This window comes from Geobacillus sp. BMUD (assembly GCF_013096845.1).
GTDB lineage: Bacteria > Bacillota > Bacilli > Bacillales > Anoxybacillaceae > Geobacillus > Geobacillus vulcani.
In genome coordinates, this window is the sequence record NZ_SDLA01000002.1 from 358,332 (window position 1) to 384,436 (window position 26,105).

The 26,105-nt window shown below is 57.0% G+C and carries 26 protein-coding genes; 5 read left to right on the plus strand and 21 right to left on the minus strand.

Annotation, left to right across the window (positions count from 1 at the left end; all coding sequences use genetic code 11):
* Positions 1–105: 105 nt before the first annotated feature.
* The 11 genes from ccpA to ETC05_RS05565 all read right to left on the minus strand — a co-directional run bounded on the left by ccpA (position 106) and on the right by ETC05_RS05565 (position 11,141).
* Positions 106–1,098: a catabolite control protein A gene (gene ccpA, locus ETC05_RS05515; RefSeq protein ID WP_031407617.1), complete on the minus strand. Its 993-nt coding sequence runs from the start codon at positions 1,096–1,098 to the stop codon at positions 106–108.
* Between the two features lie 202 nt (positions 1,099–1,300).
* Positions 1,301–2,383: a bifunctional 3-deoxy-7-phosphoheptulonate synthase/chorismate mutase gene (locus ETC05_RS05520; protein ID WP_171660539.1), complete on the minus strand. Its 1,083-nt coding sequence runs from the start codon at positions 2,381–2,383 to the stop codon at positions 1,301–1,303.
* A 220-nt stretch (positions 2,384–2,603) separates the two neighbouring features.
* The gene (gene ytxJ, locus ETC05_RS05525; protein WP_031407616.1) at positions 2,604–2,933 is read right to left on the minus strand and encodes a bacillithiol system redox-active protein YtxJ; all 330 of its coding nucleotides are present in this window, start codon (positions 2,931–2,933) and stop codon (positions 2,604–2,606) included.
* Between the two features lie 5 nt (positions 2,934–2,938).
* A complete protein-coding gene (locus ETC05_RS05530) occupies positions 2,939–3,334 on the minus strand; it encodes a hypothetical protein (RefSeq protein ID WP_031407615.1) in 396 nt (131 codons plus the stop codon).
* Positions 3,321–3,770, minus strand: coding sequence for a DUF948 domain-containing protein (locus tag ETC05_RS05535; RefSeq protein ID WP_031407614.1), 450 nt, complete (start codon positions 3,768–3,770; stop codon positions 3,321–3,323). The genes ETC05_RS05530 and ETC05_RS05535 overlap by 14 nt, the downstream gene beginning before the upstream one ends.
* A gap of 147 nt (positions 3,771–3,917) precedes the next feature.
* Positions 3,918–5,222: a UDP-N-acetylmuramate--L-alanine ligase gene (gene murC / locus ETC05_RS05540; protein ID WP_031407613.1), complete on the minus strand. Its 1,305-nt coding sequence runs from the start codon at positions 5,220–5,222 to the stop codon at positions 3,918–3,920.
* Between the two features lie 153 nt (positions 5,223–5,375).
* Positions 5,376–7,724 (minus strand): DNA translocase FtsK, encoded by a 2,349-nt coding sequence (locus tag ETC05_RS05545; RefSeq protein ID WP_171660540.1) that lies wholly within the window; start codon positions 7,722–7,724, stop codon positions 5,376–5,378.
* Between the two features lie 106 nt (positions 7,725–7,830).
* Positions 7,831–8,436 (minus strand): YtpR family tRNA-binding protein, encoded by a 606-nt coding sequence (gene ytpR, locus ETC05_RS05550; RefSeq protein ID WP_031407611.1) that lies wholly within the window; start codon positions 8,434–8,436, stop codon positions 7,831–7,833.
* Positions 8,437–8,456: 20 nt separating this feature from the next.
* Entirely contained in the window at positions 8,457–9,254 is a 798-nt protein-coding gene (locus tag ETC05_RS05555) for a DUF1444 domain-containing protein (protein ID WP_171660541.1), read from the minus strand.
* Positions 9,255–9,488: 234 nt separating this feature from the next.
* The gene (locus tag ETC05_RS05560; RefSeq protein WP_031407608.1) at positions 9,489–10,019 is read right to left on the minus strand and encodes a DUF84 family protein; all 531 of its coding nucleotides are present in this window, start codon (positions 10,017–10,019) and stop codon (positions 9,489–9,491) included.
* Positions 10,020–10,064: 45 nt separating this feature from the next.
* The gene (locus tag ETC05_RS05565; RefSeq protein ID WP_171660558.1) at positions 10,065–11,141 is read right to left on the minus strand and encodes a M42 family metallopeptidase; all 1,077 of its coding nucleotides are present in this window, start codon (positions 11,139–11,141) and stop codon (positions 10,065–10,067) included.
* A 117-nt stretch (positions 11,142–11,258) separates the two neighbouring features.
* Here ETC05_RS05565 and ETC05_RS05570 point away from each other — a divergent pair, with 117 nt between their 5' ends.
* A complete protein-coding gene (locus ETC05_RS05570; RefSeq protein WP_031407606.1) occupies positions 11,259–11,558 on the plus strand; it encodes a PepSY domain-containing protein in 300 nt (99 codons plus the stop codon).
* On the opposite strand, the gene ETC05_RS05575 is transcribed toward ETC05_RS05570, so the two are convergent.
* Both ETC05_RS05575 and trmB read right to left on the minus strand, forming a co-directional pair.
* Complete coding sequence (locus ETC05_RS05575) at positions 11,553–12,401, minus strand: YtnP family quorum-quenching lactonase (RefSeq protein ID WP_031407605.1); 849 nt, start codon at positions 12,399–12,401, stop codon at positions 11,553–11,555. The genes ETC05_RS05570 and ETC05_RS05575 overlap by 6 nt on opposite strands.
* 80 nt (positions 12,402–12,481) lie before the next feature.
* Positions 12,482–13,135, minus strand: a complete 654-nt coding sequence (gene trmB, locus ETC05_RS05580; protein ID WP_031407604.1) for a tRNA (guanosine(46)-N7)-methyltransferase TrmB — start codon at positions 13,133–13,135, stop codon at positions 12,482–12,484.
* A gap of 148 nt (positions 13,136–13,283) precedes the next feature.
* Between trmB and ETC05_RS05585 the strand changes: the two genes are divergently transcribed.
* A complete protein-coding gene (locus ETC05_RS05585; protein ID WP_031407603.1) occupies positions 13,284–13,553 on the plus strand; it encodes a YtzH-like family protein in 270 nt (89 codons plus the stop codon).
* Positions 13,554–13,695: 142 nt separating this feature from the next.
* On the opposite strand, the gene ETC05_RS05590 is transcribed toward ETC05_RS05585, so the two are convergent.
* The 6 genes from ETC05_RS05590 to pepV all read right to left on the minus strand — a co-directional run bounded on the left by ETC05_RS05590 (position 13,696) and on the right by pepV (position 21,124).
* Positions 13,696–14,478, minus strand: a complete 783-nt coding sequence (locus ETC05_RS05590) for a phosphotransferase family protein (RefSeq protein ID WP_031407602.1) — start codon at positions 14,476–14,478, stop codon at positions 13,696–13,698.
* Between the two features lie 160 nt (positions 14,479–14,638).
* Positions 14,639–16,825 carry a type I pullulanase gene (pulA, locus tag ETC05_RS05595; protein ID WP_031407601.1) on the minus strand — a complete coding sequence of 729 codons (2,187 nt, stop codon included), beginning with the start codon at positions 16,823–16,825 and terminating at the stop codon, positions 14,639–14,641.
* Positions 16,826–16,930: 105 nt separating this feature from the next.
* Positions 16,931–17,869 carry a hypothetical protein gene (locus ETC05_RS05600; protein WP_031407600.1) on the minus strand — a complete coding sequence of 313 codons (939 nt, stop codon included), beginning with the start codon at positions 17,867–17,869 and terminating at the stop codon, positions 16,931–16,933.
* Positions 17,870–17,880: 11 nt separating this feature from the next.
* Entirely contained in the window at positions 17,881–18,459 is a 579-nt protein-coding gene (gene thpR / locus ETC05_RS05605; protein ID WP_171660542.1) for an RNA 2',3'-cyclic phosphodiesterase, read from the minus strand.
* On the minus strand, positions 18,456–19,640 hold the full coding sequence (gene malA, locus ETC05_RS05610) for a maltose permease (RefSeq protein ID WP_171660543.1): 1,185 nt from the start codon (positions 19,638–19,640) through the stop codon (positions 18,456–18,458). Before malA ends, thpR begins: the two co-directional genes overlap by 4 nt.
* Positions 19,641–19,708: 68 nt before the next feature.
* Positions 19,709–21,124 (minus strand): dipeptidase PepV, encoded by a 1,416-nt coding sequence (gene pepV / locus ETC05_RS05615; RefSeq protein WP_171660544.1) that lies wholly within the window; start codon positions 21,122–21,124, stop codon positions 19,709–19,711.
* Positions 21,125–21,374: 250 nt separating this feature from the next.
* Between pepV and ETC05_RS05620 the strand changes: the two genes are divergently transcribed.
* Positions 21,375–21,596 carry a DeoR family transcriptional regulator gene (locus ETC05_RS05620; protein WP_008880936.1) on the plus strand — a complete coding sequence of 74 codons (222 nt, stop codon included), beginning with the start codon at positions 21,375–21,377 and terminating at the stop codon, positions 21,594–21,596.
* A 94-nt stretch (positions 21,597–21,690) separates the two neighbouring features.
* On the opposite strand, the gene ETC05_RS05625 is transcribed toward ETC05_RS05620, so the two are convergent.
* Positions 21,691–22,437, minus strand: a complete 747-nt coding sequence (locus ETC05_RS05625; protein WP_171660545.1) for a pseudouridine synthase — start codon at positions 22,435–22,437, stop codon at positions 21,691–21,693.
* Between the two features lie 104 nt (positions 22,438–22,541).
* On the opposite strand from ETC05_RS05625, the gene ETC05_RS05630 reads away from it, so the two are divergent.
* Complete coding sequence (locus ETC05_RS05630) at positions 22,542–22,754, plus strand: hypothetical protein (protein WP_031407595.1); 213 nt, start codon at positions 22,542–22,544, stop codon at positions 22,752–22,754.
* A 218-nt stretch (positions 22,755–22,972) separates the two neighbouring features.
* Here ETC05_RS05630 and ETC05_RS05635 read toward each other — a convergent pair whose 3' ends face one another.
* Complete coding sequence (locus ETC05_RS05635; protein WP_031407594.1) at positions 22,973–24,598, minus strand: putative polysaccharide biosynthesis protein; 1,626 nt, start codon at positions 24,596–24,598, stop codon at positions 22,973–22,975.
* A gap of 112 nt (positions 24,599–24,710) precedes the next feature.
* On the opposite strand from ETC05_RS05635, the gene ETC05_RS05640 reads away from it, so the two are divergent.
* Entirely contained in the window at positions 24,711–26,021 is a 1,311-nt protein-coding gene (locus tag ETC05_RS05640) for a BaiN/RdsA family NAD(P)/FAD-dependent oxidoreductase (RefSeq protein ID WP_031407593.1), read from the plus strand.
* Positions 26,022–26,105: the final 84 nt, after the last annotated feature.

Sequence of the window (26,105 nt, forward strand, 5' to 3'; positions counted from 1 at the left end):
GGACACCCTCTTTCATCACTATATAATACGTACCGAATGTGTACGTTATGCTAGATCTTTCATCGATCTGGAAAACAGACGACCTTTTGGGTCGGCCCCTGCTGTTCATTTCGTCGACTCGCGCACCTCAAGCCGATGCGGCAAGACGACGATATGGTGGTCCACTGGTTCTTTGTTCATATACTTGGTCAAGAGCCGCATCGCCACCGCCCCGATGTCATACATCGGCTGCACAACAGTCGTCAGCCGCGGCCGCACCATCGTCGCCAATCGCGTGTTATCAAAGCCGACGACTTCCAAGTCATCCGGCACGCGCACGCCGTGGTCTTGGGCGCTGTGAATGATGCCGAGCGCCATTTCGTCCGTGCCGGCAAACACAGCCGTCGGCCGTTCCGTAAGCTCCGTGATTTTCTCATACGCTTCCAAGCCCGAGTCGTACGAGTTGTCACCCTCAATGACGAGCTCTTCCTCATACGGCGCGCCGTGTTCCTCAAGCGCGCGACGATACCCCGCCAACTTCCGCTGGTTGATCGGGTCGTCGGTCGGACCGGTCACATACGCCACACGGCGGTTTCCTTTTTCCAACAAATACGTCACAGCTTCAAACGCCGCCTGCTCATAGTCGATGTTGACCGACGGAATCTCCTCCGGCCCCATCGTCGCTGCCAGCACGATCGGCACCGACGACTTTTGAAATTCGGCGACGTGCTCCTCGGTGATCGTTCCGCCCATAAACAAAAGGCCGTCCACTTGCTTAGCGAGCATCGTATTGAGCAAATGCAGCTCTTTTTCTTTGTTTTGGTCGGAGTTGCTCAAAATGATGTTATACTTGTACATCGTGGCAATGTCCTCAATGCCGCGCGCCAGTTCGGCGAAGAAAATGCTCGAAATATCGGGGATGATCACCCCGACCGTCGTCGTTTTTTTGCTGGCGAGCCCCCGCGCCACGGCGTTCGGGCGGTATCCGAGCCGCTCGATGGCCTCCAGCACTTTTTTTCTCGTCGACGGCTTGACGTTCGGGTTGCCGTTCACGACGCGCGAGACGGTCGCCATCGAGACGTTCGCCTCCCGCGCCACATCATAAATCGTTACCGTCATTCCGTTTCACTCCTTTTCGCTCGATCCAATAACCGGTCAAATTCCGAATGTATGTACAACTATCATACGATACATTATCGCCAACTCGCAACGAAATCGCAACCATTTTGCCTGTTTGTTCACAAACCGTTCACGAGTAGTTTGCCCCAAAACTCGCCATCTCATCAAAAAATCCCCTCGGGCAACAACCGAGGGGATCCTCTTACGCCTGGACAAACTGCCGTTGGAAGGCGCGCACTTCTTCCATAAACTCATTGAATTGGGCGATGTCCATTTGCTGGGCGGAATCGGACAAGGCGACGGCCGGGTCCGGATGCACTTCGGCCATGACGCCGTCGGCGCCAATCGCCAAGGCCGCTTTGGCGCACGGGATGAGCAGATCGCGCCGCCCCGTGGAGTGGGTGACATCGACGAACACCGGCAAGTGCGTTTCTTTCTTCAAGATCGGCACGGCCGAGATGTCGAGCGTGTTGCGCGTCGCTCGCTCATACGTGCGGATGCCGCGCTCGCACAAAATGATCTGCCCGTTTCCTTGCGACATGATGTACTCAGCGGCGTTGATGAATTCTTCAATCGTCGCCGCCAAGCCGCGCTTTAACAAAATCGGCTTGTTCACCTGGCCTGCTGCCTTGAGCAGCTCAAAGTTTTGCATGTTGCGCGCGCCGATCTGGATGACATCAATGTAGTCCAAGGCGATTTCGATATCGGCCGGGGTGACGATTTCGCTGATGACCGCCAAATCAAACTCATCGGCGATCCGTTTTAAAATTTTCAGCCCTTCCACGCCGAGCCCTTGGAAATCGTATGGCAACGTGCGCGGTTTGTAGGCGCCGCCGCGCAGCAGCTTGATCCCTTGTTTTTTCACCGCCTCCGCCACCGCCGCGACTTGCTCATAGCTTTCGACCGCGCACGGCCCCATGACGAAATATTGGTTGCCGTCGCCAATTCGCTCGCCTTTCACTTCGACGATCGTGTTTTCCGGATGCTTTTTCCGCGAGACGAGAAGCGCCTTCCGGTGGTCATCTTCCTGCAGCTCGAGCGCTGCTTTAAAAATTTCTTTGAAAATGTGCTGCAGCGTCGATGTTTCGAACGGCCCGTCGTTATGCTCGGAAATGAGATCCAACATTTTCCGTTCGCGCACCGGGTCGTAGCGGTGCGTCCCTTGCGCTTCTTTAATTTTTCCGATCTCCTGAACGAGCCGTCCCCGCTCATTGATCAGTTTCAATAGCTGCAAGTTGATCTCATCGACTCGCGCCCGCAGTTCGTCTAATCTCTCATTGCTCATGCTTTTCTCATCCTTTCGCCAAGTGTAGTGCATTGTTTTCGCCTCTTGCCGGCCGCCGGCAAGCTGCGCCCCCGTCTTGGAGAGCGAAGTCATTTAATTAGTGTTTATTATAATCGATGGAGCTATCGTTGTCACGAAAAAAATGCTTTTTTGATTAAACGCTTTTAAGCACTAAAGCAAAAAGCGCACAAAAAACCGCCCGCGGCTGCGAGCGGATGGATCAGGCGCCGATATGCTCCGAAAGCGCGTCGTACGTAATGGCCCAGTGGGACGCGTGCCAGACGACTCGGCCGTTTTCAAACAGCAGCACTTGCGGCGACTCGTGTTTCACTCCGGTCGTCTCGGCAATATAGGTTGAGAGCGGCCGCGCCTCTTGAACGTACAGGCAATACACCGCGAGCTCTGGATGATCAGCGGCAAACTTCTCGCATTCGCGGAACGCCGCTTGGCTGATCGGGCAGGTGAGGCTATGCTTGACGAACAAAAAACGTTCCGTTTCCTTCATGGCACGATCAAATTGTTCGATCGTCTCCAGCTTCTCCATTCCCATCTCCTTCACTCCGTTTCTTTTCGTGATGTGATGTTTTGCTCGGCGTCATCAAGCGCTGCCTCCGCTTCCTCAAGCAGTTTTTGCAGCGTTTCCCGGTCGGCTGGCCCGGCGGATGGCGGAATCGGAATCGTTGCCTCCCTGGCTTCCTCTCCGCCGTTTTCCCCGCCAACCGGCACCGTCGTGGATTTCAACGGAATGAAGTTGGCGATTTCCTTCGTTTTCTCTTTCGCTGTTTCCAACCATTCGACAGCTGTTGTTTTCATCGGCTCCCATGTCTCATCGTTGCTCCATTCGGCCAGCCATTTCCGCCCTTTTTCGCTCGTCAAAAACAACGCAGCAGCCGCGCCGGCGATGCCGCCGACAAGCGCTCCAAGCAAAAATCCGCCGTTATTTTTCGCCATGTTCGATTCCCTCCTTTGGATGCAGTGGTTTTCTTTTTCTCCATTTTTCCCATACATCGAGCAAAACATTTGCCCAACGCAGCGCCTTTACCCACTTTTCACGCCCCGGATCCGCTTTCGCCGACAAGGCGGCCGCTGCCTGCCGAAGCGCGCGGTTGAGCGTGCGAACCGCGCCGCCGATTTCCCCGACCGCCTCGATGGCGCCGTTTAGCTTTTCTGCTTTTTTTTGCACATCACCGGCAATGGCGTTGGCTGTTTGAAGAAGCGTCTGAATTTCTTTCGCCACCGCTTCGACTTGTTGATCGGCATGGCTGACCGCCGTCGCCAGACGGCGCAGCGTTTCCTGCAAAACAACCAGCGTTTTCGCTATGTAAACGACAAGCAGCAAAAAAGCGAGCGCGATAAGAGCGGCGCTGCCATACAACAGCCATTCCACGAGAGTTCCTCCTTGCCCACACGTTTCATTTCCTTTGTACCCATCTTTTTCTTTATTCAAACTTCGACATGACACGCACTCTTTCCTGCTTGGTTGGAAAACAGGAAAAACGGGCCGCCTTCACCGCGGCCCGCTTCCTGCCGGCCGTCAGGCGGAAAGAACGGCCCGTTCGTACGCGTGCTGAAACTTTTGAATGTCGCCGGCGCCCATAAACACCAACACCGCATCTTGATGCCGCTTCAACACGGATACGTTTTGTTCCTCAAGCAGCTGGGAACGCGGAATTTGCGCCTGCAAGTCACGGATCGACAATTTTCCTTCATGCTCGCGCGCCGAACCGAAAATGTCGCACAAATACACGTGGTCCGCCTGTTGCAAACTTTCGGCAAACTCGCGCAAAAATGTCTGCGTCCGTGTATACGTATGCGGCTGAAAAATCGCCACCACTTCACGGCCCGGATATTTTTGCCTTGCCGCCTCCAACGTCGCCGTAATTTCACGTGGATGATGCGCATAATCATCGATCAGCACTTGGCGCCCGACCGTTTTTTCACTGAAGCGGCGCTTCACTCCTTGGAACGTTTGCAGCCGTTTGGCGATCGTGCCGGCATCCACCCCTTCGTAGTGGCAGAGGGCGATCACAGCGAGAGCATTCAATACGTTATGGGTGCCAAAGCGCGGGATGGCAAACGAGGCGAAAAATGTGTTGCGCACGAACACATCAAACGCCATCCCTTCCGTCGTCTTGACGATATTGCGCGCCTGAAAATCGTTTTCTTCGCCAAACCCGTAAAACAAAATCGGCACTTTCGCCTGAATGTTCGGCAAATACGGATCATCCCCACAGGCGACGATCGCCTGCTTCACTTGATGCGCCATTTGCTGGAAGGCGGAAAACACATCATCGATATTGGCAAAATAATCTGGGTGATCAAAGTCAATATTTGTCATAATCGCATAGTCTGGAAAATAGGAAAGGAAGTGCCGACGGTATTCGCACGCTTCAAACACGAAATATTTGCTTCCCGGCTCCCCTTTTCCTGTGCCGTCTCCGATCAAATAGGACGTTGGATGGGCTCCTTGCATCACATGGGCAAGCAACCCCGTCGTCGTCGTCTTTCCATGCGAACCGGTCACCGCGATGCTCGTAAATCGGCCAGCCAACTCTCCTAAAAAGCGATGGTAACGAATGACGGGAACGCCGAGTTGACGGGCCGCCTCGATTTCCTCATGCGTATCTGGAAACGCGTTGCCGGCAATGACCGTATAACCAGGGCGAATATTGTCTTTCGAAAAAGGCAGCACCGGGATTCCCCGCTCTTCAAGCGCCTTTTGCGTGAAAAACCATTTCTCTACATCCGACCCTTGCACCGTATAGCCAAGGTCATGAAGCACTTGCGCGAGCGCGCTCATCCCCGTGCCTTTAATGCCTACAAAATGGTAAGCTGTCATCGCTAAGCCCTCCAACCATCGTCTCTCTGTAAGACAGTATATGATATCCATCTCGTTTTGCCATTTCTCTCATTGCAGTGCACCATTCATTTCCCCATTATAGCACGCGAGGAGTCAAAACACTACCGCCCGCCAAAAGAAGGCCGACTGCTCTCAGTTGTTCTGCTCGCGCCAGCGCTCCCACTCGTCTTCGCTCATCAACACATCGCGCGGTTTGCTGCCGCGCGCTTCCGAAATCAGCCCCTGCTGCTCCATCATCTCGATCAGCCGGGCGGCGCGGTTGTAGCCGATGCGGAAATGGCGCTGCAGGCTCGAGGTGGACGCCCCCCCTTGGGCGATGACAAACCGGCATGCTTCCTCGAACAATTCGTCATCCTCACCGCCAAACGCCCCCGTTTGTCGGAAATCGTCCGGGTCAAACAGATAGGATGGACTTTGCTCTGCTTTCCCATGCGCCGTCACCCGTTCGATTTCTTCATCGGAAATGAAGCACCCTTGCAGCCGCACCGGCTTGGCCGAACCATTTTCCAAAAACAGCATATCGCCGCGCCCAAGCAGTCGTTCAGCGCCGTTGACATCCAAAATGGTGCGCGAATCGACTTGGGATGAGACAGAAAAGGCAATGCGCGTCGGAATGTTCGCCTTGATCAATCCCGTGAGGACGTCGACCGACGGCCGCTGCGTCGCGATCAGCAGATGGATGCCGCACGCCCGCGCCTTTTGCGCCAGCCGGCAAATCGATTCTTCGACATCGGCTGGAGCGGCCATCATGAGGTCCGCTAGCTCATCAATGACGATGACGATGTACGGCAGCGGTGGCTCACTGCTGCCGCGTTCGCGAAGATGATCGTTATATTTTTCGATATCGCGCACGCCGGCGTGGACAAACTGTTCATACCGCCGTTCCATTTCGCCGACCGCCCACTTGAGCGCCCCCGCAGCCGCCTTCGCCTCGGTGATCACCGGGCTGAGCAAATGCGGCAATCCGTTGTACAGCGCCAGTTCGACCATTTTCGGGTCAATGAGCAGCCATTTCACTTCGTGCGGCGCTGCTTTATACAACATGCTGATGAGCATAGCGTTCATGCAGACGCTTTTTCCCGACCCGGTCGCTCCAGCGATGAGCCCGTGCGGCATTTTTCGAATGTCGGTCACGACCGGCGCTCCGCTGATGTCAAGCCCAAGCGCCACGGTAAGTGGCGATGGACTTTTGCGGAACGCTTCGCTTTCCAAAATTTCCCGCAGGCGCACCGGACGGCTCGTCCGGTTTGGCACCTCAATGCCGATCGTCCGTTTTCCCGGGATGGGCGCTTCAATGCGAATGTCCTTCGCCGCCAGACTGAGCTTGATATCATCGATTAAACTCGTAATCTTGCTCACTTTCACTCCTAAATCCGGCTGCACTTCAAACCGCGTCACCGTCGGCCCTTGCGTCACACCAACGACGTGCGCGCCGATTTGAAAGCTCGCAAACGTCTCGTCCAACCGCCGGCATTGCTCATGAAGCCACTGCTCGTCGCGCTCGGCTGCTTTCTCCGGCGGCTCAAGAAGCGCCAATGGCGGCAGCACGCAGCCGTTCGATCGATTCGCTGCCTTTTCTTTCAACTTGCGCCAATCTTGCTTTAACATGATCACATTATACGGAATGCGCGTTCGCCCAGATCGGGAAGCCTCCTCCCGGCCCACGGGCGCCGCCGAGTGGCGGATTTCGCGATCTGACGTCTTCTCTCGCAATTCTGTCGAAGCAGTGTTTTCTCCGTCTCCATTCCCCATCTGTGATGGCGCCTCTTGTCCTTCGCTCTCCAAGCCGCAGGCTGTCTCGTGCGGCGCGCGTTCTTTGCCTCGTCCGTCCAGCTCATGCCTTTTCTTTTTATCCGCCTCGGCATCCTGTTCTTCCTGTGCCGCCGGCGCAAGCCCATCTTTTCCTTCCGTTTCCATAACAGCCGCAGGCATCGCTCCTCTCGCGTCTTCGCTCCATGCCTCTGCCCGCTTGGCCAAAGACGCCTCTTCTTTTGGCGATTCAGCCGCCCGGCTTTCCGTGCCCTCCCACTCGTCTTGCCGTGTCGCTTCGCCATGGATGGCCCCTTCCCGAACCGCCCCGCCGCTCCGGCTCTCTGCATCCACTGCACCGGCCAGCTCGATTTCATCCGGTCGTTGCCGCTGTTTTCCCCGATTCCGATCGTATCCAAAAACCGGGGATGGCACATCAGACGGGCGGAACGGCCGTTTTTCCACCGCCTTTGCCGCGCCGGCCGACGGGCGCCGATTCAGCAGCGGCCGGGATGCCTCGCTTTTCGCCCGCCCCGGCCTCTCCCCCTCTTCCGCCAGCTCGTCATCGGGAATGAGTGGAAAGCGAAAGCGGCCTTGCGGATATCGGTAGATGACGTCCATCTCGCCGCGTCCGGGCATGCCGGCCGACAGCGGGGAATTCGCTCGCTGCTCGTTCCCTTCCTCTTCCTCGTCGCTCGCAAGAAAACGAAGCCATCGTTTCAAAAATTTCATCCATCACATCACTCTTTCTCTGCCTTCATTGTTGGAAAAAACGCCACTGGCGTCGTTCCAGTGGCGAAAAAACAGGCGGAATCCGTCTGCACCGCCCGTTGGAACGTCAAAAAACGAATGGTTGGCCGACCTCATATTCATCAGACAGCACCAAAATGCCTTTCTCCTGCGGAGCATTGGGCAGCCCAAGCTCGCGGGCCGAACAAATCATGCCGGATGACCGGACGCCGCGCAGCTCACTTTCTTGAATGACGAGGCCATTTGGCATGACCGCGCCGATTTTGGCGACGACGACTTTTTGCCCTTCGGCGACGTTCGGTGCTCCGCAGACGATTTGCAGCACCTCATCGCCGACATCGACTTGGCAGACGCTCAACTTGTCGGCGTTCGGATGCTTCGTTTTCTCTTTCACATATCCGACGACAAACTTGGGAGACAAGTCAGCTTCGATCGGCTCGTCAAAACCGTTTTTCGCCAAGATGTCGTTGATGATGCCGACGAGCTCCTCATTTACTTCCAGCGGACCATTTCCACAAAATGGATAGTACGAAGACGCGGAAAAAATGTTATAGCCAACCGTCTCGCCCGTCCGTTCGGACATGATGCGGACGACATCGCCTTGTTTGACAAACGTCCGTTCCTCATCCGCCACCGGTTTCAGCGACACAAGCAGCACGTCGCCAACCCCTTCTCGGTTGTAAAACACGTTCATCGCTTCATTCCTCCTTGCCGCTACGTTCTCCGTTTTTTTCCCAGAATGAAAATCGGTTCAAGTTTCCCGTTTTCGTATAAAAACGACAGCGCCGTAATCGGCACGCGGCCGCCGGCAAAAAAGCTCATCGTCATTTGCGCGAGCACGTCATAGCCGATGTCGTTGCGCACATCAGCGATGATGAGCACATCTTGATGCGGAATGGCAACGGCCATCGTTCCTTCCACGCGCGCCCGCATGTCGGCCAAAAACGATTCGTTTAAGACGCGGCTCGCATCATAGCCGTCATTGGTGTTGACAAAATAAAACACGTTGTCCGCCACCCGGTCCTCTTTCACCGGCGTCGGCAGCGACCGGACGTTGAAGCGGGCGATTTCCTTCACCCGCTCGCGGCTCCATTTGTCTTTTTCAAGCATGCGCTCATCAATCAAGCGATACGTTTTGCCTAGGTCGAGCGCATAGTAAATGCGCGTTTCGGCTGTATGATCATCGAACAGGAGCGGAACGCCTTCTTTCGTCTCCGCCGGAAACGACGCCGAGCGAATGACGGGATAAATGTTTCGCTCATTGCCGGAAAGCGCCGCGTCTTCCTCCATCGTTTTCAACGTTTGCTCCACATAATAAACGACTTCGTGCACCGCCTCATCTTTTTGTTCGTGCCATTTGGCGATGACACCAGGAAGCGAGATCGTCACGCCTTTTTTCGTGCGGCGGTCTTCCACGCGCATCGCATCTTGCTTGGGGTCAAAGCGAAACGTCCAGTGCGGGTGAGCGACGAGACGCTCTTTAATCTTCTCATACATTTGCCGGCTGTTCATTCGTGTTCCTCCTTGTTTTGCCGGCGCCCGTGCCTTCCGTTTCCTTTTCCTTCTTTTGGCCGGGGCTTGGCCAAGGGCGCATCCGGCGTTGACAATGCCTGGCCATGACCGCGCGGCGTTTTCACCGTTTGACGCCGCCCCTCGCTTTGTCGGCCGCTCGATCTAGGAGCGTTGGTGGAACGCGGCCCGCTCATTCAGCCGGTCGCCCTCATCGGCATGACCATTCGTTATTTATCATACATGGAACGGCCCGTTTTGACAAAGCCATTCATATTGACCGACCAAAAGCTCGACGATGTGGGAAAACATCGCCGATCGGTCAACGCGCCCGTTCGTTAGTACGCCGACCGCGCCTTCTTTCCGACGAACGTTCCTTCGCCCGGTGTACGCTTCCATCACATCGCCGAGCTCGCGCCCCGCCTCGATGCCGGCCCCGACGTCCGGCGGGAGGGCGAGGCGGGCGCCGGCGGCAGCCACCACCACTCCGTTTCGGTCGGCGAGCGCTCCCCAGTTGCACAGCCACCATTGCCCATCGATTTTCATCACGCCGCCTTCCAATCCGATGCCAATGTCCGCCTCGGCCGCTTCGAGCACCCGTTTAGCGCGCCCGATGGCGCCAAGCCGCGTCTCCTCATCGGACAGCGGCTGCGCGGAAACGCCCGACGGCACCTCAAACGATACAATGCGGTATTCCTTTTCCCCCAACACCGCCCGAACAGCGGCGATTTTCGCTTCGTTGTTCGTTCCGACCGCAACCGTTTTCATCCAGTGCCCTCCTTGTCATGGAAAAGGAGAAGCGTTCGCTTCTCCTCAGCTGTTTTGGCGAATCGTCTCGACCGTCGTCCGGTCGCACCGTTTGACGAGCTCAACGATGAGCTGTTTGGCCGCCGCGTAATCATCGACATGAATGATCGACGCATGCGTATGAATATAGCGGGCGCAAACGCCGATCACGGCCGACGGCACGCCGCGGTTGGCGATATGCACCCGCCCGGCGTCGGTTCCGCCGCCTGGGGAAATGAAAAACTGATACGGAACGCCAATCGTTTCCGCCGTGTCGAGCACAAACTCGCGCATGCCGCGGTGCGTAACCATCGTCCGATCGTACAAGCGGATGAGCGCCCCTTGGCCGATATGGCCGAACGCCTGCTTGTCGCCGGACATGTCGTTGGCCGGGCTGGCTTCCAAGGCGAAAAAGATATCCGGGTTGATCATCGCTGCCGCCGTCTGCGCCCCGCGCAGCCCGACCTCTTCCTGCACGGTCGCTCCGGCGTACAGGACGTTCGGCACCGTTTCACCGTTCAGCTCTTTTAACAGCTCGATCGCCAGCCCGCAGCCAAACCGGTTGTCCCACGCTTTTGCCATGACCGTTTTTCCGTTGGCCAACAACGTGAACGGGCTGACCGGCACGATCGGTTGGCCGGGGCGAACGCCGACCTGTTCTGCCTCTTCACGGCTTTGGGCCCCGATGTCGATCAACATGTTTTTGATCTCCATCGTTTTTTTGCGCTGCTCCTCATCGAGCAAATGCGGCGGGATCGATCCAACGACGCCGATGATCGGTCCTTCGTTCGTGATAATTTGCACGCGCTGGGCGAGGAGCACTTGATCCCACCAGCCGCCGAGCGGCTGAAACCGAATCATGCCATTGTCGGTGATCGCCGTCACCATAAACCCGACTTCATCCATATGGCCGGCGACCATCACCGTCGGGCCCGCCTCATCGCCGCGCTTGACGCCGAAAAGGCTGCCGAGGCGGTCTTGTACAATGTCATCGGCGTATTTTGCGAGCTCTTGGCGCATGAACTGCCGCACTGGGTGCTCATAGCCCGGCGCTCCCGGAAGCTCGGTCAACGTTTGGAACAATCGCAGCGTTTCTTCCTTCATCATCGGGGTCTTCCTTTCTGTTCTCGACTCGATTCGGATTCGCTTTGTTTTCCTTACATGTTCCGCCAAAATCGGCTATACTAAACGATAGCGACAGAAGCAAGGAGGGAATACGTGATGGCTTGGAAAAAATGGCTCGTTAGCGCCGCTGTCGGCGCGGTCGCCATCTATGCAGTCCGCTCCGTTTCCAAACCGGCGCTTCTTCCCCCGGAACAAGCGCTGGCCATGGCCAAACGCGCCCTTGGCGGCCGGCGGGCCATCCGCGGTTCCTGGATTCAATCGGCGCCGGAGCGGTATGAGAAAGACGGCCTGGCGTACACCGTATACCGCGGCGGCGTCTGCCGCGACGACGGGGATGACGAGTTTTTCATCAACGCCTACACGGGAGCCATCGTGGACGCCAAGCCGCTGTCATAGCGGACGCTCCCGCTTCACGGCGGCGGCCATCGTCCCGTCTTCCTGCCATTTCACAGCCCGATAGTAGGCATCATGGTAGAAGGTAAACCACGCATTTTGTTTTACGCCGTACGGGAGCCATCGCTGTTTGGCAAAAATCGAATCCATCGGGTAATCGTCGTACGCCATCACCCAAAGGACGTTTTGATGGGCGTGCGTGCCAAGCAAATCGCCAAGGTGAATGGCCATCTCCCCGTCTGATTCGATGAGCACGATCGCATGCCCGGCGCTATGCCCGCCGGTATGGATGAGGCGGATGCCAGGAACGACTTCGGTTTCCTTTGTAAATGGAACGACTTGATCCGCGATCGGCTCCCAATTTTCTTTCCAATACGTATTTCGGGATCGAATGTTCGGGTTTCGCATTTCCTCCCACTCGACATCCGAGGTGATGATCGCCGCGCGCGGAAACGCCGGCACGAGCCGTCCGTCTTCCCAAACCGTCAATCCGCACGCATGGTCAAAATGCAAATGGGTCATGATGACGATGTCGATGTCGCGCCGCGTCAGCCCGAGCTTGGCGAGCGATTCATCGAGCGCCGATTCTTCCGTGACGCCGAAGTTGCGCTTTTGCTTGTCGGTCAGCTTGCCGTTGCCGATGCCGGATTCAATGAGCAGCCGTTTTCCATAGGCTTCCACCAAAATTGGATCGGTGCGCAGCTCGATTTGATTGTTGTCGTTCGGCGGATATTTTTTGGACCAAAGCGGCTTCGGCACAACGCCGAACATCGCTCCGCCGTCAAGATGGGTGACGCCGCCTTGCAGCCATGTCAATGTGACTTGTCCAATTCGCAACTGTTCCATTTCCTCTCTCCCCCCTCCACTAGTGTACCATTTTCTCCATCAACCGGAAATAGAAAAAGACCCGACCAATCGGTTCGGGCCTATGACGAACGCCGCGGCGGGCGCACCGCCTCGCAGCGGTAAATGCGGTTTCCTTTGGCGGAAAATTTTTCTTCATACTCCGTCATGACATTGTCCGTAATGCCGCTTTGATGCAAGTCGAGCTGGACCGATGCGAGCACAAACCCATATTGCGACAAACTGACAAGCGAGTATTCGAAAAACGATTGATTGTCCGTTTTCAAATGGATGTCTCCGTCTTCCGCCAAAATGCGGTCATAGAGCGCCAAAAAGTCCCGATACGTCAGCCGCCGCTTTTCGTGCCTCTTTTTCGGCCATGGGTCGGAAAAGTTCAAATAAATGCGCGACACTTCCCCGTCGGCAAAAAACGCGGTCAGATCTTTCGCATTGGCGTTCAGCAGCTTGACGTTCGAGAGCCCGCTTTCGATCAGTTTGTCAAGCGCGGACACGAGCACGCTCGGGTACAGCTCGATGCCGATGAAATTGACATCCGGATGAAGTTTGGCCATTTCCGTGATAAATTTGCCTTTCCCCGTCCCGATCTCGACATGAAGCGGCCGGTCGTGGCCGAACAGCTCGCGCCATCGCCCGCGCTTTGTTTCAGGATCGGGAATGACGTATTGGGGATACGCGGCGATTTTGTCTTTCGCCCACGGTTTGTTGCGCAAACGCATATTGACACCTCAGCCTTGTTTCCGTTTGTTGGTTTGACGATACCATACTTGCGCCAAAGACGCAAACGCGAAAAAACGCCCGGGCATACACTCGGCTCGATCCGGGCATCATAAAACCGTACAGCCTGGCGAAAGGATGGTGACCAGCATGCCGCTCGACTATAACCATCAATTGACCGTGCTCCGCGACATTTTATCCGAACATCAGCTCGATTGCTGCGGAACGGTTTCTGAATGCGAACAAATTGAACGGCTCGCCAAATCGCTGCTCGCCAACGATGAGGTGGACGGCCAAGTCAAGCAAGTTCTCCCCCATATTTACGCTTATGGCCAAGGAGGGAAATACAGCGCTGATTTAAGCGCCCACATTTCCGCCCACCAAGGCCAGCTGGCTGATTGGTTAAACGAGCTGTCTTGATCTTCCCCTGCTTTCACGCTGCCACAACGTCTTCCTCGGCCAAAGACTGACATGATCAAGGACAACGGCGGCCGCCGGTCGAGCGCCGGAAAGTGCCGCCTGTGTTTCACCCATTTCGACAGAAGCGGTGCACAGGGCGTTATCAGTGCTCCGTGATGACCCGTTCCAATAACCGAAGCGACTGCTTCTTTTCTTTTTCGCCGTCCTTCCCTTTCGGCCAAAACAGTGAGTGCAGCGTATGGGCGATCGTATACCACTTCAGGCGGAGACCAAGCTCTTCGCTCCATGCCCATCCGTACTGGTCGAGCCACGTCTTCCATTCGGCGCGCGGAATGTACAGATGAAGGAGCATGCCGATATCGATCGCCGGATCGGCGATCACCGCCCCGTCCCAATCGATCAAGTACAGCGTGCCATCGTCGGCAAGCAGCCAATTGTTATGATTGATGTCACAGTGGCAGACCACATATTCGTGATCCGGCAACGACGAAACATGCTGTTCCAGCCAGTCAAGCGCCTGACAGACGACAGAAACGCCGACCGGATGGCGCCGCTGTTGCTCAGCGAGCGCGGCGAGCATCTTCTTCGCGCGCAGCGGAGATTTGCCAAGGCGCTTCAGCATCGTCACAAGCTCCTTGGAACGATGGATTTTCCGCAAAAGCGCCGCAACTTGCTCGCTTCCCATCTCCCATGGCTTCAGCTCCCGGCCGTTCAGCCATTGCTGGGCCGTAAATACATCGCCGTTTTCGAGCCGTTTCGTCCATACAAGCTTCGGGACGATGCCCTCGGCCGACAATACCGCAAGAAAGGGAGAAGAATTCCGCTTTAAAAACAATTTCTTCCCTTCATATTCCGCAAAATACGCATCCCCTGTAGCGCCGCCAGCGGGAGTGATCTCCCACTCCTTACCTAGTAACTGTTCCAAAGCGTGTTCACCTGCGACTTAAAAATAGAAACGTCTCCGTTTGCTTCTCGCGCCCAAATAAAAAGGACGGCCATGCCGCGTCCTTCCTCCGTCCGTTTTACTTGTATTATACTGAAATACCGCTCCGGCATGCAAACATTTTTCTCGGCAAACGCCCTGCTTAAAACTGCCAAAGACGCTGTCCGAGCGATTCCTCTGCAGGATGGACGAGCACCCATGTGCCGATGCCGTCAAGCCGAAGTGTGCCGCGCACTTGGCAAAGCGGCGTCGTTCCGCACTGCTGCCCGTGGCATACAACCGTCCACTCACGCTCGTCCGGAAGAGCGATAGCCTTCTCTTTCTCCTCGTTATGATGCACGACGATGATGTCCTCCCAAGGCCCATAGACGGCGACATCATGCAATCGGTAGGCGATGACCGACGGCGGCAGCGGCTCAAGAAACGTTAAATGACGCAGCACTTCCGCCTCCGTCGCGAGGCGAAATGCGCCATGCGCACGGCGAAGGGCGATCAATCCTTGAACGTAGCGGACATCGTCTTCATAGCGGCTTTTCCGCTCCCAATCCAGCCAGTTGACCGCATCCGGCGATCGGTAGCTGTTCCCATCTCCGCCTTTCGTTCGATAAAACTCTTGGCCGCTGTGCAAAAATGGAATGCCTTGCGCCAACAGAACGATCGCCGTCGCCAGTTTTTGCCGCTTCCGCCGGAGCCATTCCGGCTCGCAGCCATTGGCGGCCTCCATTTTATCCCAAAACGTATGGTTGTCATGGCATTCGACATAATTGATCGACTGACGCGGGTGGCAAAACAGCCCGCCAAGCGCTCGCAAGCTCCCGGCAATGGCGAGCTTCACCTGTTCTCGACCGCCTGGGTTGCCGAGGGCGAACCCCCGATCCGGCAAATGAAAGGTGCTTCCTTTCACTGCATCGCGAAACCGGTCATTGAAATAAGCGAAGCGCGGCAGCTGCTTGGCGTTGGCCATCGTCGCTTTTTGTTCCGGTGGAAGCGGCGTCGGCAAATCCCAGCCTTCCCCATACACAAGGATCGACGGATCGATGGCGTCGAGGGCGTCGCGCACCACCTTCATCGTCTCGATATCGTGCACGCCCATCAAATCAAAGCGGAACCCGTCAATGCCATATTCTTTCGCCCAAAACACCACCGAATCGACGATCCAGCGGCGCGCCATCCGCCGCTCCGAAGCGATGTCGTTGCCGACGCCGGTGCCGTTGGCCGGTTGACCATAGGCATCGTAGCGGAAGTAATAGCCGGGAACGAGCTTCTCAAGCGGCGATTGCTCCCGGTCATAGACATGGTTGTAGACCGCATCCATCACGACGCGCAATCCGCTTTCATGCAGCGTGCGGATCGCCTGCTTCAATTCCACAATGCGTGCGTATGGATCCGCTGGATCGGTCGCATAACTCCCTTCCGGCGCATATAGATGAAGGGGATTGTATCCCCAATTGTACGCTGCCATCGGATCGCGCTCATCCACTCCAGCAAAATCGGTAAACGGCATGAGCTGCACATGGGTGATGCCCAGCTCTTTGACATACGAAAGCCCGGTGACCGTCCCGTTCGGCCCGCTTGTGTTCGTTTCGACCAACCCGAGATACTTCCCTTTATGGACGGCGCCGCTGTCCGGGTGGCTTGTAAAGTCGCGGATGCTCAGTTCATAAATGATGGCATCCGTCGGCGACGCCAGCGGCGGAAGCGGCAAAGAGGGCGGCGCCAGCTTCGTTTTCTCCCAGTCGATCACGACGCCGAACTCGCCATTGACCGAAACCGCGGTCGCATACGGGTCAACTGCCTCGCGCCATACGCGGTTGATGCAGGCGATATATGTGTAACGCGCTCGCTCCCAATCGCCAGGGACGGCAGCTGACCATACGCCGCGTTCGCCGCGCACAAGCGGCACGCAGCGGATCTCGTCGAGATGCGGATGAACAAGCTTGACGTTAACCGCGGTGGCGGTCGGCGCCCAGACGCGAAATACCGTCTGTTCTTTGAAATACTCCGCTCCTAACGGCCCATCATAGAAAAACCGATCATCAAATGCAGGAGTGCGCACAACGGCGCCGATTTGCACATCGGTCTCCTCCCCGCGGCAAGAACGCACCCAGTATGTCGCCCCAAACTCGAACGCAGATGCAAACCGGCACACATATTTCACTGTCTCCCCGCAATCCTCGACTTGCTGCACAGACAGCGGAATCTCCTCCCCGCTCGGCGTCACGAGCGTAAACGGCGACATCTCCTCGGGGCGAAGGGATTTCGGTGCAAGCACGGCGATTTCATCCATTTCATCCAAATAAGCGGCAAACGCTCGGCTGATGTGAAGCATGTTCGTTCACCCCCCTTTTTTGCCTCCCGTTAGTACTATCATACGTAAAAGAAAAAGGGCGGTGCCAAATCATCGGCCGGTCGCCCTATCGATGCACAGATGTTTCTATTGTTGCCCTTCCTCGTCATGCATATTCCCGTCATGGCGGCGGTCGTAAAAACTGGCGCAATGGCGAAGCAGCGCCTCCGCCGCTTTCAGCTGCCCGTGCCGAAGCGGGAGAGCGGAGCGGCGCAGACGGGAAAACCATTCGTCATAATTTCGCTTATCAATATAGCGAACAAACGGAAAAAGGCCGCCGCTGTCAATGTAGCCGTAGCGATTTAACAGCACAAGATGGATCGGCCAATCGACCCCATGCTTGCGAAAAATCTCCGAAACGATCTGCTCCGTCCTCCGCAGCGACACGACCGGGTTAACCAGCCTCGTTTCGTTCGTTCCGGCCTGTTCCACCCAAAACCGGCCGGTTGACGCCATGACGATGTTGTCCGGCCTTCCTTCGACAAAGGCAATGCACCAGAGCGCGGATGGCGTCAACACCATCGTCTCCAGCTCCACTGGCGCCTTGCCGACCATCGCCACCGGCCGGTAAAAGCATAAATGCGTATCCGGAAACCGCTGCAAAAAATATTTCAACGTCTCATCGCCATACACCGCCTCAGCGAGGGAGGAAACGTACATCATCGTGGAACTCGCCCATTTCAGCTGCAACTCGAACAACTCATCCAAAAACTGCTGTTTCAATTCCTCCAGAGTAGCCGCCGGACGGGCCATCGGCGCAAGAGAAAACGTCTCTTCTTCCGCAAGCGCGACACGGCGGCGCCATCGTTTCGTCAACCGTTCCCACCATGACGGTTTGTCAAGCCAAACATCCCACGTCTCGCCCGTTTCAAGCCATCCACTGGCCTCAGCCGTCCGTTCAGCTTGCCACCGCGCTTTTGCCTGCTCCCATTGCCGTTGCTTCAGCCGGATGAACTCCGGCACATAATAGTACACATCGGTTTCGTAGCGAGAAATGCAATCCATGAGTTTAACGAGCTGCCCCATTGTTTCACCTGCTATTTCCGGTCATTCATCGGCGCGCCAAGCAACGGGAACACGGCGATCGCTTCGTACTTCGGCGTCCGTTCTATATTCGTCCGATACAGCACGATCTCCGGCACCGAAAACACCGCCCTAGCAGCCGAAAGCGAACGAAGCATATCCGGGCGAAACGGTTCGGCTCCCTGCCATTTGCGAGCGATCGTAATATGTGGGGCAAACGGACGACGGTCCAAGGCAAACCCGAGCTTTGTGCACGCTTCATACACGTCGCCCCGCAATCCATTCAACGCTTCTTCCGTTTCGACTCCTTGCCAAAAAACGCGAGGCGCCGTCCGCTCCCCGAACGTCCCAAGCCCGGCAAGCACAAGGGAAAACGGGGCGCTTTTGGCGGCGACGGCGGCCATCGCTTCGCACAGCGGCGCCATTTTCCCCGGCGGCACATCGCCTAAAAACGCGAGGGTGATATGATAGTCCTCTTCATGCACCCATGTGCGAAACGGCAGCGACAACGCCGCATCCCCCGAAAATCGGGCAATGGCTTGTTTCGCTTCAGACGTCAGCGGAACAGCGATAAAATAATGGCTTCGTTTCACTTCTCTTCACCTGCCGTTCGTTCTCGTTTTGCGAGCAAAAGGAGCACGAGCACACCCACGATCGTGCAGATGCCAAAAAACAAGTAGACAGCGCCGATCTGCCAACGCTCAAGCAAATATCCGCCCGCCAGCGTGCAAAACCACGCGCCAAGGCCGTTGCCGACCGCTGAGTATAACGCCACGGCCGTCGCCTGCACCCGCTCCGGAGCCAAGCGGCGCGCATATTGAAGCGCCGTCGGAATCGCTAGACCGACGGAGCAGCCTTGGACGACCGCCGTTACATACACAAACCAAAGCGGCGGGTCGACCGCATACGACAACCAGCGGACCGCCGAGATGAGCGCCGCCAATAGAAGAAGCCGCACCATGCCGAAGCGGCCGATGAGCCAATCCGCCGCTTTCATAAACGGCGCCTCGCTGCCGGCGGCAAACAAAAAGGCGAGGCCGATGCCGGTAAGCGTCCCGCCCAGCTCATGAATGAGCAGTCCGAAATACGAGTTGTTGGCCAAAATCGGGCCAAACAGCAAAAATGTTGCGACAAGCAGGAGCTGAAACGGACGGTCGGACAGCAGCCCGCGCACATCCCGCCGGGTCAACGCCCCCGACGCCGCCATCGGATAGCGCGGCAGGCGGGCGGCCAAAACCGACGCGGCCAGCAGCGCCACCGAAAAGGCGTAAAAAATGACCGCAAACGCGACATGATCGGACAGCCATCCGACAACCAGCACCGCCGCGGCAAACCCGATCGATCCCCAAAGCCGAATCGCCCCGTAGGTTCCGCCCTGTTCGTGCACATGGCGAAGAGCGAGGCTGTCAGAAAGCGGAACGATGGCGCTTTGCATCGCCGACAGCAGCACAGTGAGCGCAGCAAACAACCGGTAGCTGCCGGCGAGCGAATACATGAATCCAAACAGCGCCGCCAACACCAACGCCCCCATCAAAAGGCCGAGCGGTTTGCGCGTGTAATCGGTCGCCATCCCCCAAAGCGGCTGGGCCGCCATCGTCACGATCGGAGGAAGCGACATGATCCAGCCGATCGCCGCCCCCGGGAGGCGCGCCTCTTCCTGCAAATAGACGGACAAAAGCGGAAACAAGGCGCCAAAAGCAAAAAAGATGAGAAAATAAAAGAGCTGAAACACCGGTTTTCGTGCCGCCGCCCCCCGTTTGAACACCGCTTCCATCCCGTCCCCCCTTTCATTAAAACAACGCCCGCCCCCCTCTCTTTTTCGCCGGGGCGGCGGACCGCCGTTTATTTTGCCAGCTCATAGATCGCCTGCGCGTAAATGGCGGTCGCTTTCACCAAATCGTCGATCTCGATATATTCATCTTTTTGGTGGGCGACATCCGGGCGGCCCGGAAACAACGCGCCAAACGCCACTCCGGCCGTCAAGGCGCGGGCGTATGTGCCGCCGCCGATGGCCAAAAGCCGAGCCGGCTCGCCTGTCTGCTCTTCGTAGACGCGCTGAAGCGTGCGAACAAGCTCGTGGTTGGGGTCGATGTAATGCGGCTTCGTATCGTTGAACCGGCTGAGCGTGAATCCATGTTCAGCCGAGGCGCCAGCGAGCGTCCGGCGAATCGCGTCGCCGTCGGCCGTCACCGGATAGCGGATGTTCAATCCAATCGTGCCGCCATGCCGCCGGTCATACGACAGCACCCCGACGTTGACGGTCAATTCGCCGCTTTGTTCATCGCGATGCGCAAGACCGAGCCGCCGGCCTCGAGCATCGCCGAAAAAGGTGGAGGCAACAAACTGAATGAACGGTCGGCTTCGCCCATCGAGCGGAAGCGACGCCAAAAACTGCGCCAAATAGACGCCGGCGTTTTTGCCGCGCTCCGGCTCGGCGCCGTGGGCCGACACCCCTTCCAATTGAAAGGCGACGGCCCCTTCGCTTTGCCGGATGCTCCCCTTGACACCGCACTCCCGGCAAAACGACTCGTAGCGCTCCTGCCAATCTTCCGCCCCCCGAACGCCTTCCACCACCGCTTCGGCCGCATCGGGCACCATATTGTAGCGGCGCCCGGCTTGGAATGAGGCAAGCGCCAGCCCTTCCGCCTCCACCGATTCAGGCGGGCGGTACGCCAAATCGGCGTCAATGATTCCTTTTTCGGCATGAATGATTGGGAAATCGGCGTCCGGCGCAAATCCGACCTCCGGCATTTCCTCATGGCGAAAATAGTGCTCGACACACCGCCAGTCGCTTTCCTCGTCGCCCCCGATGATAAGCCGCACCCGCTTGCTGAGCGGCAGCCCGAGATCACGGACGATTTTCATCGCGTAAAACGCCGCGACGGTCGGTCCTTTGTCATCGATCGCGCCGCGCCCGTAGAGGCGGCCGTCGCGCACCTCAGCGGCAAACGGATCCATCGTCCAGCCGTCCCCGGGCGGCACGACGTCGATATGGCCGAGCACGCCGACCAGTTTCTCCCCTTGCCCCATTTCGACATGCCCGGCAAATCCGTCCACATTTTTGACGCGAAAGCCTTCCTCCCGGCCGCGGTGAAGCATATGCTCAAGCGCCTCGGCCACCTTGGGCCCAAACGGCGCGCCCGGCTGCGCCCGTTCCTCATCGCGGACGCTCGGAATGCGGACAAGCGCTTGCACGTCGCGGACAAGATCGTCTTTCCGTTTCTTTGCTTCGTTCATCCAGTCGATGTTCAACGCCATTCTCCCTTTCTCTATTCAACACTCTTTGTTGCCAACGTATCATATCAACAACAGGAAGTCAAAATGTTTCATTCGTTGCAAATCGATTTCCGTTTCATGACAAAATGTTGAAATTTTTTGTGAATAGAGGCAACCGGGTAGCATTTTCCCTCTCATTTCGTGTACAATGGTAGTAAACAGACAAAGACATCTCTCATCTGCTAGCGGTCGGTTGTGCCATGCGAATGATGCTAAGATAGGGAGTGGTCTTTTGAAACCTTCAACACATCGGATGCTGACCCGCATCAAATCCGTGTATATGTACATTAGCGAAAAAGGGACGGTTACGACCCAAGAACTTGTTGATGAGTTCGGCACCACCCCACGAACGATCCAGCGCGACTTGAACGTGCTTATGTACAACGATCTCGTTCGCAGCCCAAGCAAGGGTAAATGGACGACCACAAACAAAAAAGTGCGCATCTCTTCGTAACACGGTGCCAATAGGGTAAGCAAGATGAGAGATGGACGCGACACGATGTTTTCCAATCGACGATTCTCTCCTTTTCCATAAAAAAGGAACCTGATCAGGTTCCTTTTTTTTCGTCCGTCTCCGGCCGGTATTGCTTCAACATCTCCACCTCTTCATCCGTCAGCTCCCGATACTCGCCGACGGCCAAATCCGGGTCAAGCGGCAGCGGCCCCATTTGAATTCGTTTTAAATAAACGACCCGCTTGCCGACCGCTTGAAACATCCGCTTCACTTGATGGAACTTCCCTTCGGTGATCGTCACCTCGACATCGGAACGAAGGCCGGATTTTAACACCACGAGCTCGGCCGGCTTCGTTTCGTAGCCGTCATCAAGAACGACGCCGCGCCGGAACGCCGCCACATCCGCCTCCGTCACTTCCCCGTCCACGACGGCAAAATACGTTTTCGGCACGTGTTTTTTCGGCGACAGCAGTTGGTGGGCAAGCTGGCCGTCATTCGTCAAGAGCAACAGCCCTTCCGTATCTTTGTCAAGCCGCCCGACCGGAAACGGGGAAAATGCCCGGTCTTCCTCTTCAAGCAAATCGACGACCGTCTCTTCCACGGCATCTTCCGTCGCCGAAATGACCCCTGAAGGCTTATTCATCATCAAGTAAATGAACGGCTTGTACTCGACCGTTTCTCCCCAAACGGTCACGATTTGCTCATCCGGCCGCACTTTCGTTTTCGCATCACGGACCGGTGCGCCGTCCACTTTCACCGCCCCGGACTTGAGCAGCTTTTTCACTTCCTTCCTCGTCCCATATCCCATATGAGCGAGCAGCTTGTCAATGCGCAGCTCCACCAATCTCCCTCCTAAAAATATGGCCTTCATTAGGCGTTCATCTAGTCCGCTTCCGCCTTTCCCCCATACAATGTGAAGGAAACATCAAGAAGGGGGATTTACCAATGAACGAATATTACTATTATGTCCCGACGTTGGATGATTACCGTCAACAGCCGCCGTCCGGCCAGTTTTGGCCCGGATACCCAGGGGGGCAATTCGCCAACTGGGCGAGGCGCATCGAACGGCTGGAGCGGGCTGTCGAACGGCTCGACCGCCGACTCGACCGGGTGGAAAGCCGTCTCGACCGGATCGAACGTCGGCTCGGCCTGTCCTAAGCGAAATGGAGAAAGAAGGCGGTGGGACGACCGCCTTCTTCTTTTTTTGCCGCAAACCGAACGGCATGGGGGATGGCGAAAAACAGCCGTCGTCGAACCCTTTCGCTCGGACGCCGCGACGTTCAGGAGAAGCGCCGTCCGCCGAGTTCCCCGCCTAAACGAGCCGCGTCTAGGAGACGACCGTCCGGTCAACGGCTGGTCCTCCATGCCATCCCCGTCTACGATACCGCCTTTTTCTCTTTCCGGCGCCAAAACGTGAACCGGTCGCCAAACAGCGCGGAAAACAACCCGGAGCGGATGCTGAGAAACAAGTAGACGGCTGCCCCGACCGTTGCGCCGATGGCAACAGCACCCACCGATTCAACGGTGCCGGCGCGGTAATCGATCCATCGGGCCGTCAACGCCTGGACACCCATAACCGCCGCTGACATCACGGCCGTCAAGATGGCCATAAACGCCGTTCGACGGGCGACAAACCGATAGCGGTAGCGCGTCCGGCGCTGAATGACCCATAAGTTGAACGCCACGGAGACGAAATAGCCCGCCATCGTGGCAACAATGGCCCCGACGGCCGACCCTTTCATAATGAGCGGCGTGTTGAGCAAAAGCTTCACAAGCAAGCCGGCTGTCAAACTGACGACCGTAAATCGCTGCTCGTTGATGCCCTGCATGATCGCCGCCGTCACAGAAAACAACGCATACAAAATCGCCGCCGGCGCATACCAGCGCAGCACCTGTTCACCAAGCGGATCATAGCTGTAAAACGAGCTGTACACCGGCCCTGCCAGCACCGCCATGCCGATGACGGCCGGGAGCGTTAAAAACATGAGCACTTGAAACGTCTGGTTCAAATATTGCCGCAACGCTTTCCGGTCTTGCGCGACATACGCTTTCGTAATCGTCGGGATGAGCGCCAAGCTGAACGATGTCGCGAGCGTCACAGGAATGATGACGAGCTTTTGCGCCCACATGTTGAACACGGAATACGCGTGCTCCGAGATGTTCCCGCGGCCCGCCGCCGCCATCGCGTGATTGAACGTAAACTGATCGACAAGCTGGTACAGCGACATCGACAAGCCGACAAAGACGAACGGAATTGAAGAAAGAAGCAGTTCTTTATACATCGCCAAAAGCGGCACGTCCGCTTCGCCGCGGTCGCGCGCAAGCAGCGACTGCAAATACGGACGCCGCTTCCACCAGTAGACAAGGAGCACCAAAAGCCCGGCCGCCGCGCCGACAAACGCGGCAAACGTCGCCGCGCTCACGGCGGAGACGATCGAGCCATCCATCAGGCGCAAAATGACGTAGCACGCTCCAAGCAAAAAAGCGATGCGCGCGATTTGTTCGACGACTTGCGACAGCGCCGTCGGGCCCATCGACTCATGGCCTTGGAAAAATCCGCGGATCAAACTCATCACCGGCACGATCAGGAGCGCAAAGCTGACCGCGCGGATGACGGCCGTGACGTCGTCGACCGAGTTGACGTTCGTTTTCGCGTCGATGACGTGCGGCGCCAAGACGGGGGCCAAGGCATACAAAATGAGCCATGAGGCGATGCCGCTTGCCACCATCAAGAGGAGGCCGGAGCGAAAGAGCCGATAGCCGACGCCGTATTCTCCAAGCGCGTTGTATTTCGACACAAACTTTGACACGGCCACCGGCAGCCCGCCGGTTGCCAAGCTCAAAAAAATTTGGTACGGCACATAGCCGTATCCGTACAGCGCCCCGCCGCGTTCGCCGACAAGATGGTAAAACGGGATGACGTAAAACAAACCAAGGAGGCGAGAAATCATCACGCCGGCCGTTAAAATAAACGTGCCGCGCAACAGTTTCGATGTTGACATACGACCCCTTCCCTAGCCATGGACGTTGAAAATCACAACGTATCTATTTTACCATAGTTGTCAATGGAACGAAAAATCTCATCCACGCGCAAAAAGAAAGGATGGAATGGATATGGGATACGACGTCGTCATCATCGGCGGCGGCCCGTCCGGGCTCATGGCGGCCATCGGCGCCGGCGAAGAAGGGGCGAAGGTGCTCTTGTTGGAAAAAGGAACGAAACTCGGGCGCAAGCTCGCCATCTCTGGCGGCGGCCGCTGCAACGTGACAAATCGGCTGCCGGTCGAGGAAATCGTCCGCCATATTCCCGGCAACGGCCGCTTTTTGTACAGCGCCTTCTCGGTGTTCAACAATGAAGACATCATCCGCTTTTTTGAGCGGCTCGGCGTGCCGCTCAAAGAGGAAGACCACGGCCGCATGTTCCCGAAAAGCGACAGCGCCCAGTCGGTCGTCGACGCGCTTGTTCGCGAACTATCGCGGCTTGGGGTCGACGTCCGGCTTGAATCGCCAGTGGCGGACGTGTTGTATGAACAAGGAAAAACAGTGGGCGTCACGCTGAAAAGCGGAGAGACGATCCACGCCCGTGCGGTTGTCATCGCCGTCGGCGGCAAATCGGTGCCGCAAACCGGCTCAACGGGCGACGGCTATCCGTGGGCGGAAAAAGCGGGTCACACCGTGACCGAATTGTTTCCAACCGAAGTGCCGATCGTCTCGCATGAGCCGTTCATCAAAGAGCGGACGCTGCAAGGCTTGTCGCTGCGCGATGTCGCGTTAAGCGTCTTAAAGCCGAACGGCAAGCCGATCATCACCCACCGGATGGACATGCTGTTTACGCACTTCGGTATTTCCGGCCCGGCCGCCCTCCGCTGCAGCCAGTTTGTCGTCAAAGCGCTGAAAAAAGCCCCCGACGGCGCGGTCAAAATGAGCATCGATGCGCTGCCGGACATGACGCAGGAAGAGCTGTTTCAACATCTCGCCAAACTGTGCAAAGAAGAGCCGAAAAAGGCGGTCAAAACGATCGCCAAAACGGTGCTTCCCGAGCGGTACGCCGTCTTTTTGCTCGAGCGGGCCGGCATCGACCCACACGCCTCTGCCGGAACGGTCGGCCATGAGGCGCTTCGGGCGTTTATCCAGCAATGCAAACAATTTACCTTTTGCGTCCACGGCACGCTGCCGCTCGAGAAAGCATTCGTCACCGGCGGCGGCGTGTCGGTCAAAGAAATTGAACCGAAAACGATGGCCTCCAAATGCATGGCCGGCCTTTACTTTTGCGGCGAAATTTTGGACATTCACGGCTACACAGGCGGCTACAACATCACCGCTGCCCTTGTCACCGGGCGGCTCGCCGGCGTGAACGCCGCCCGTTATGCATTGGCGGAAAAAAGCGAGACCAACAGCCCTGCGGAGGAGAACGCAGCGGATTGACTGCTGTCCTCATGCCGCTCGGGCGCTCCGGGCCGTCCGCCGACATTTCGGCAGCGCCCGTCTTCAAGGCAAGCGGTGGCCGCA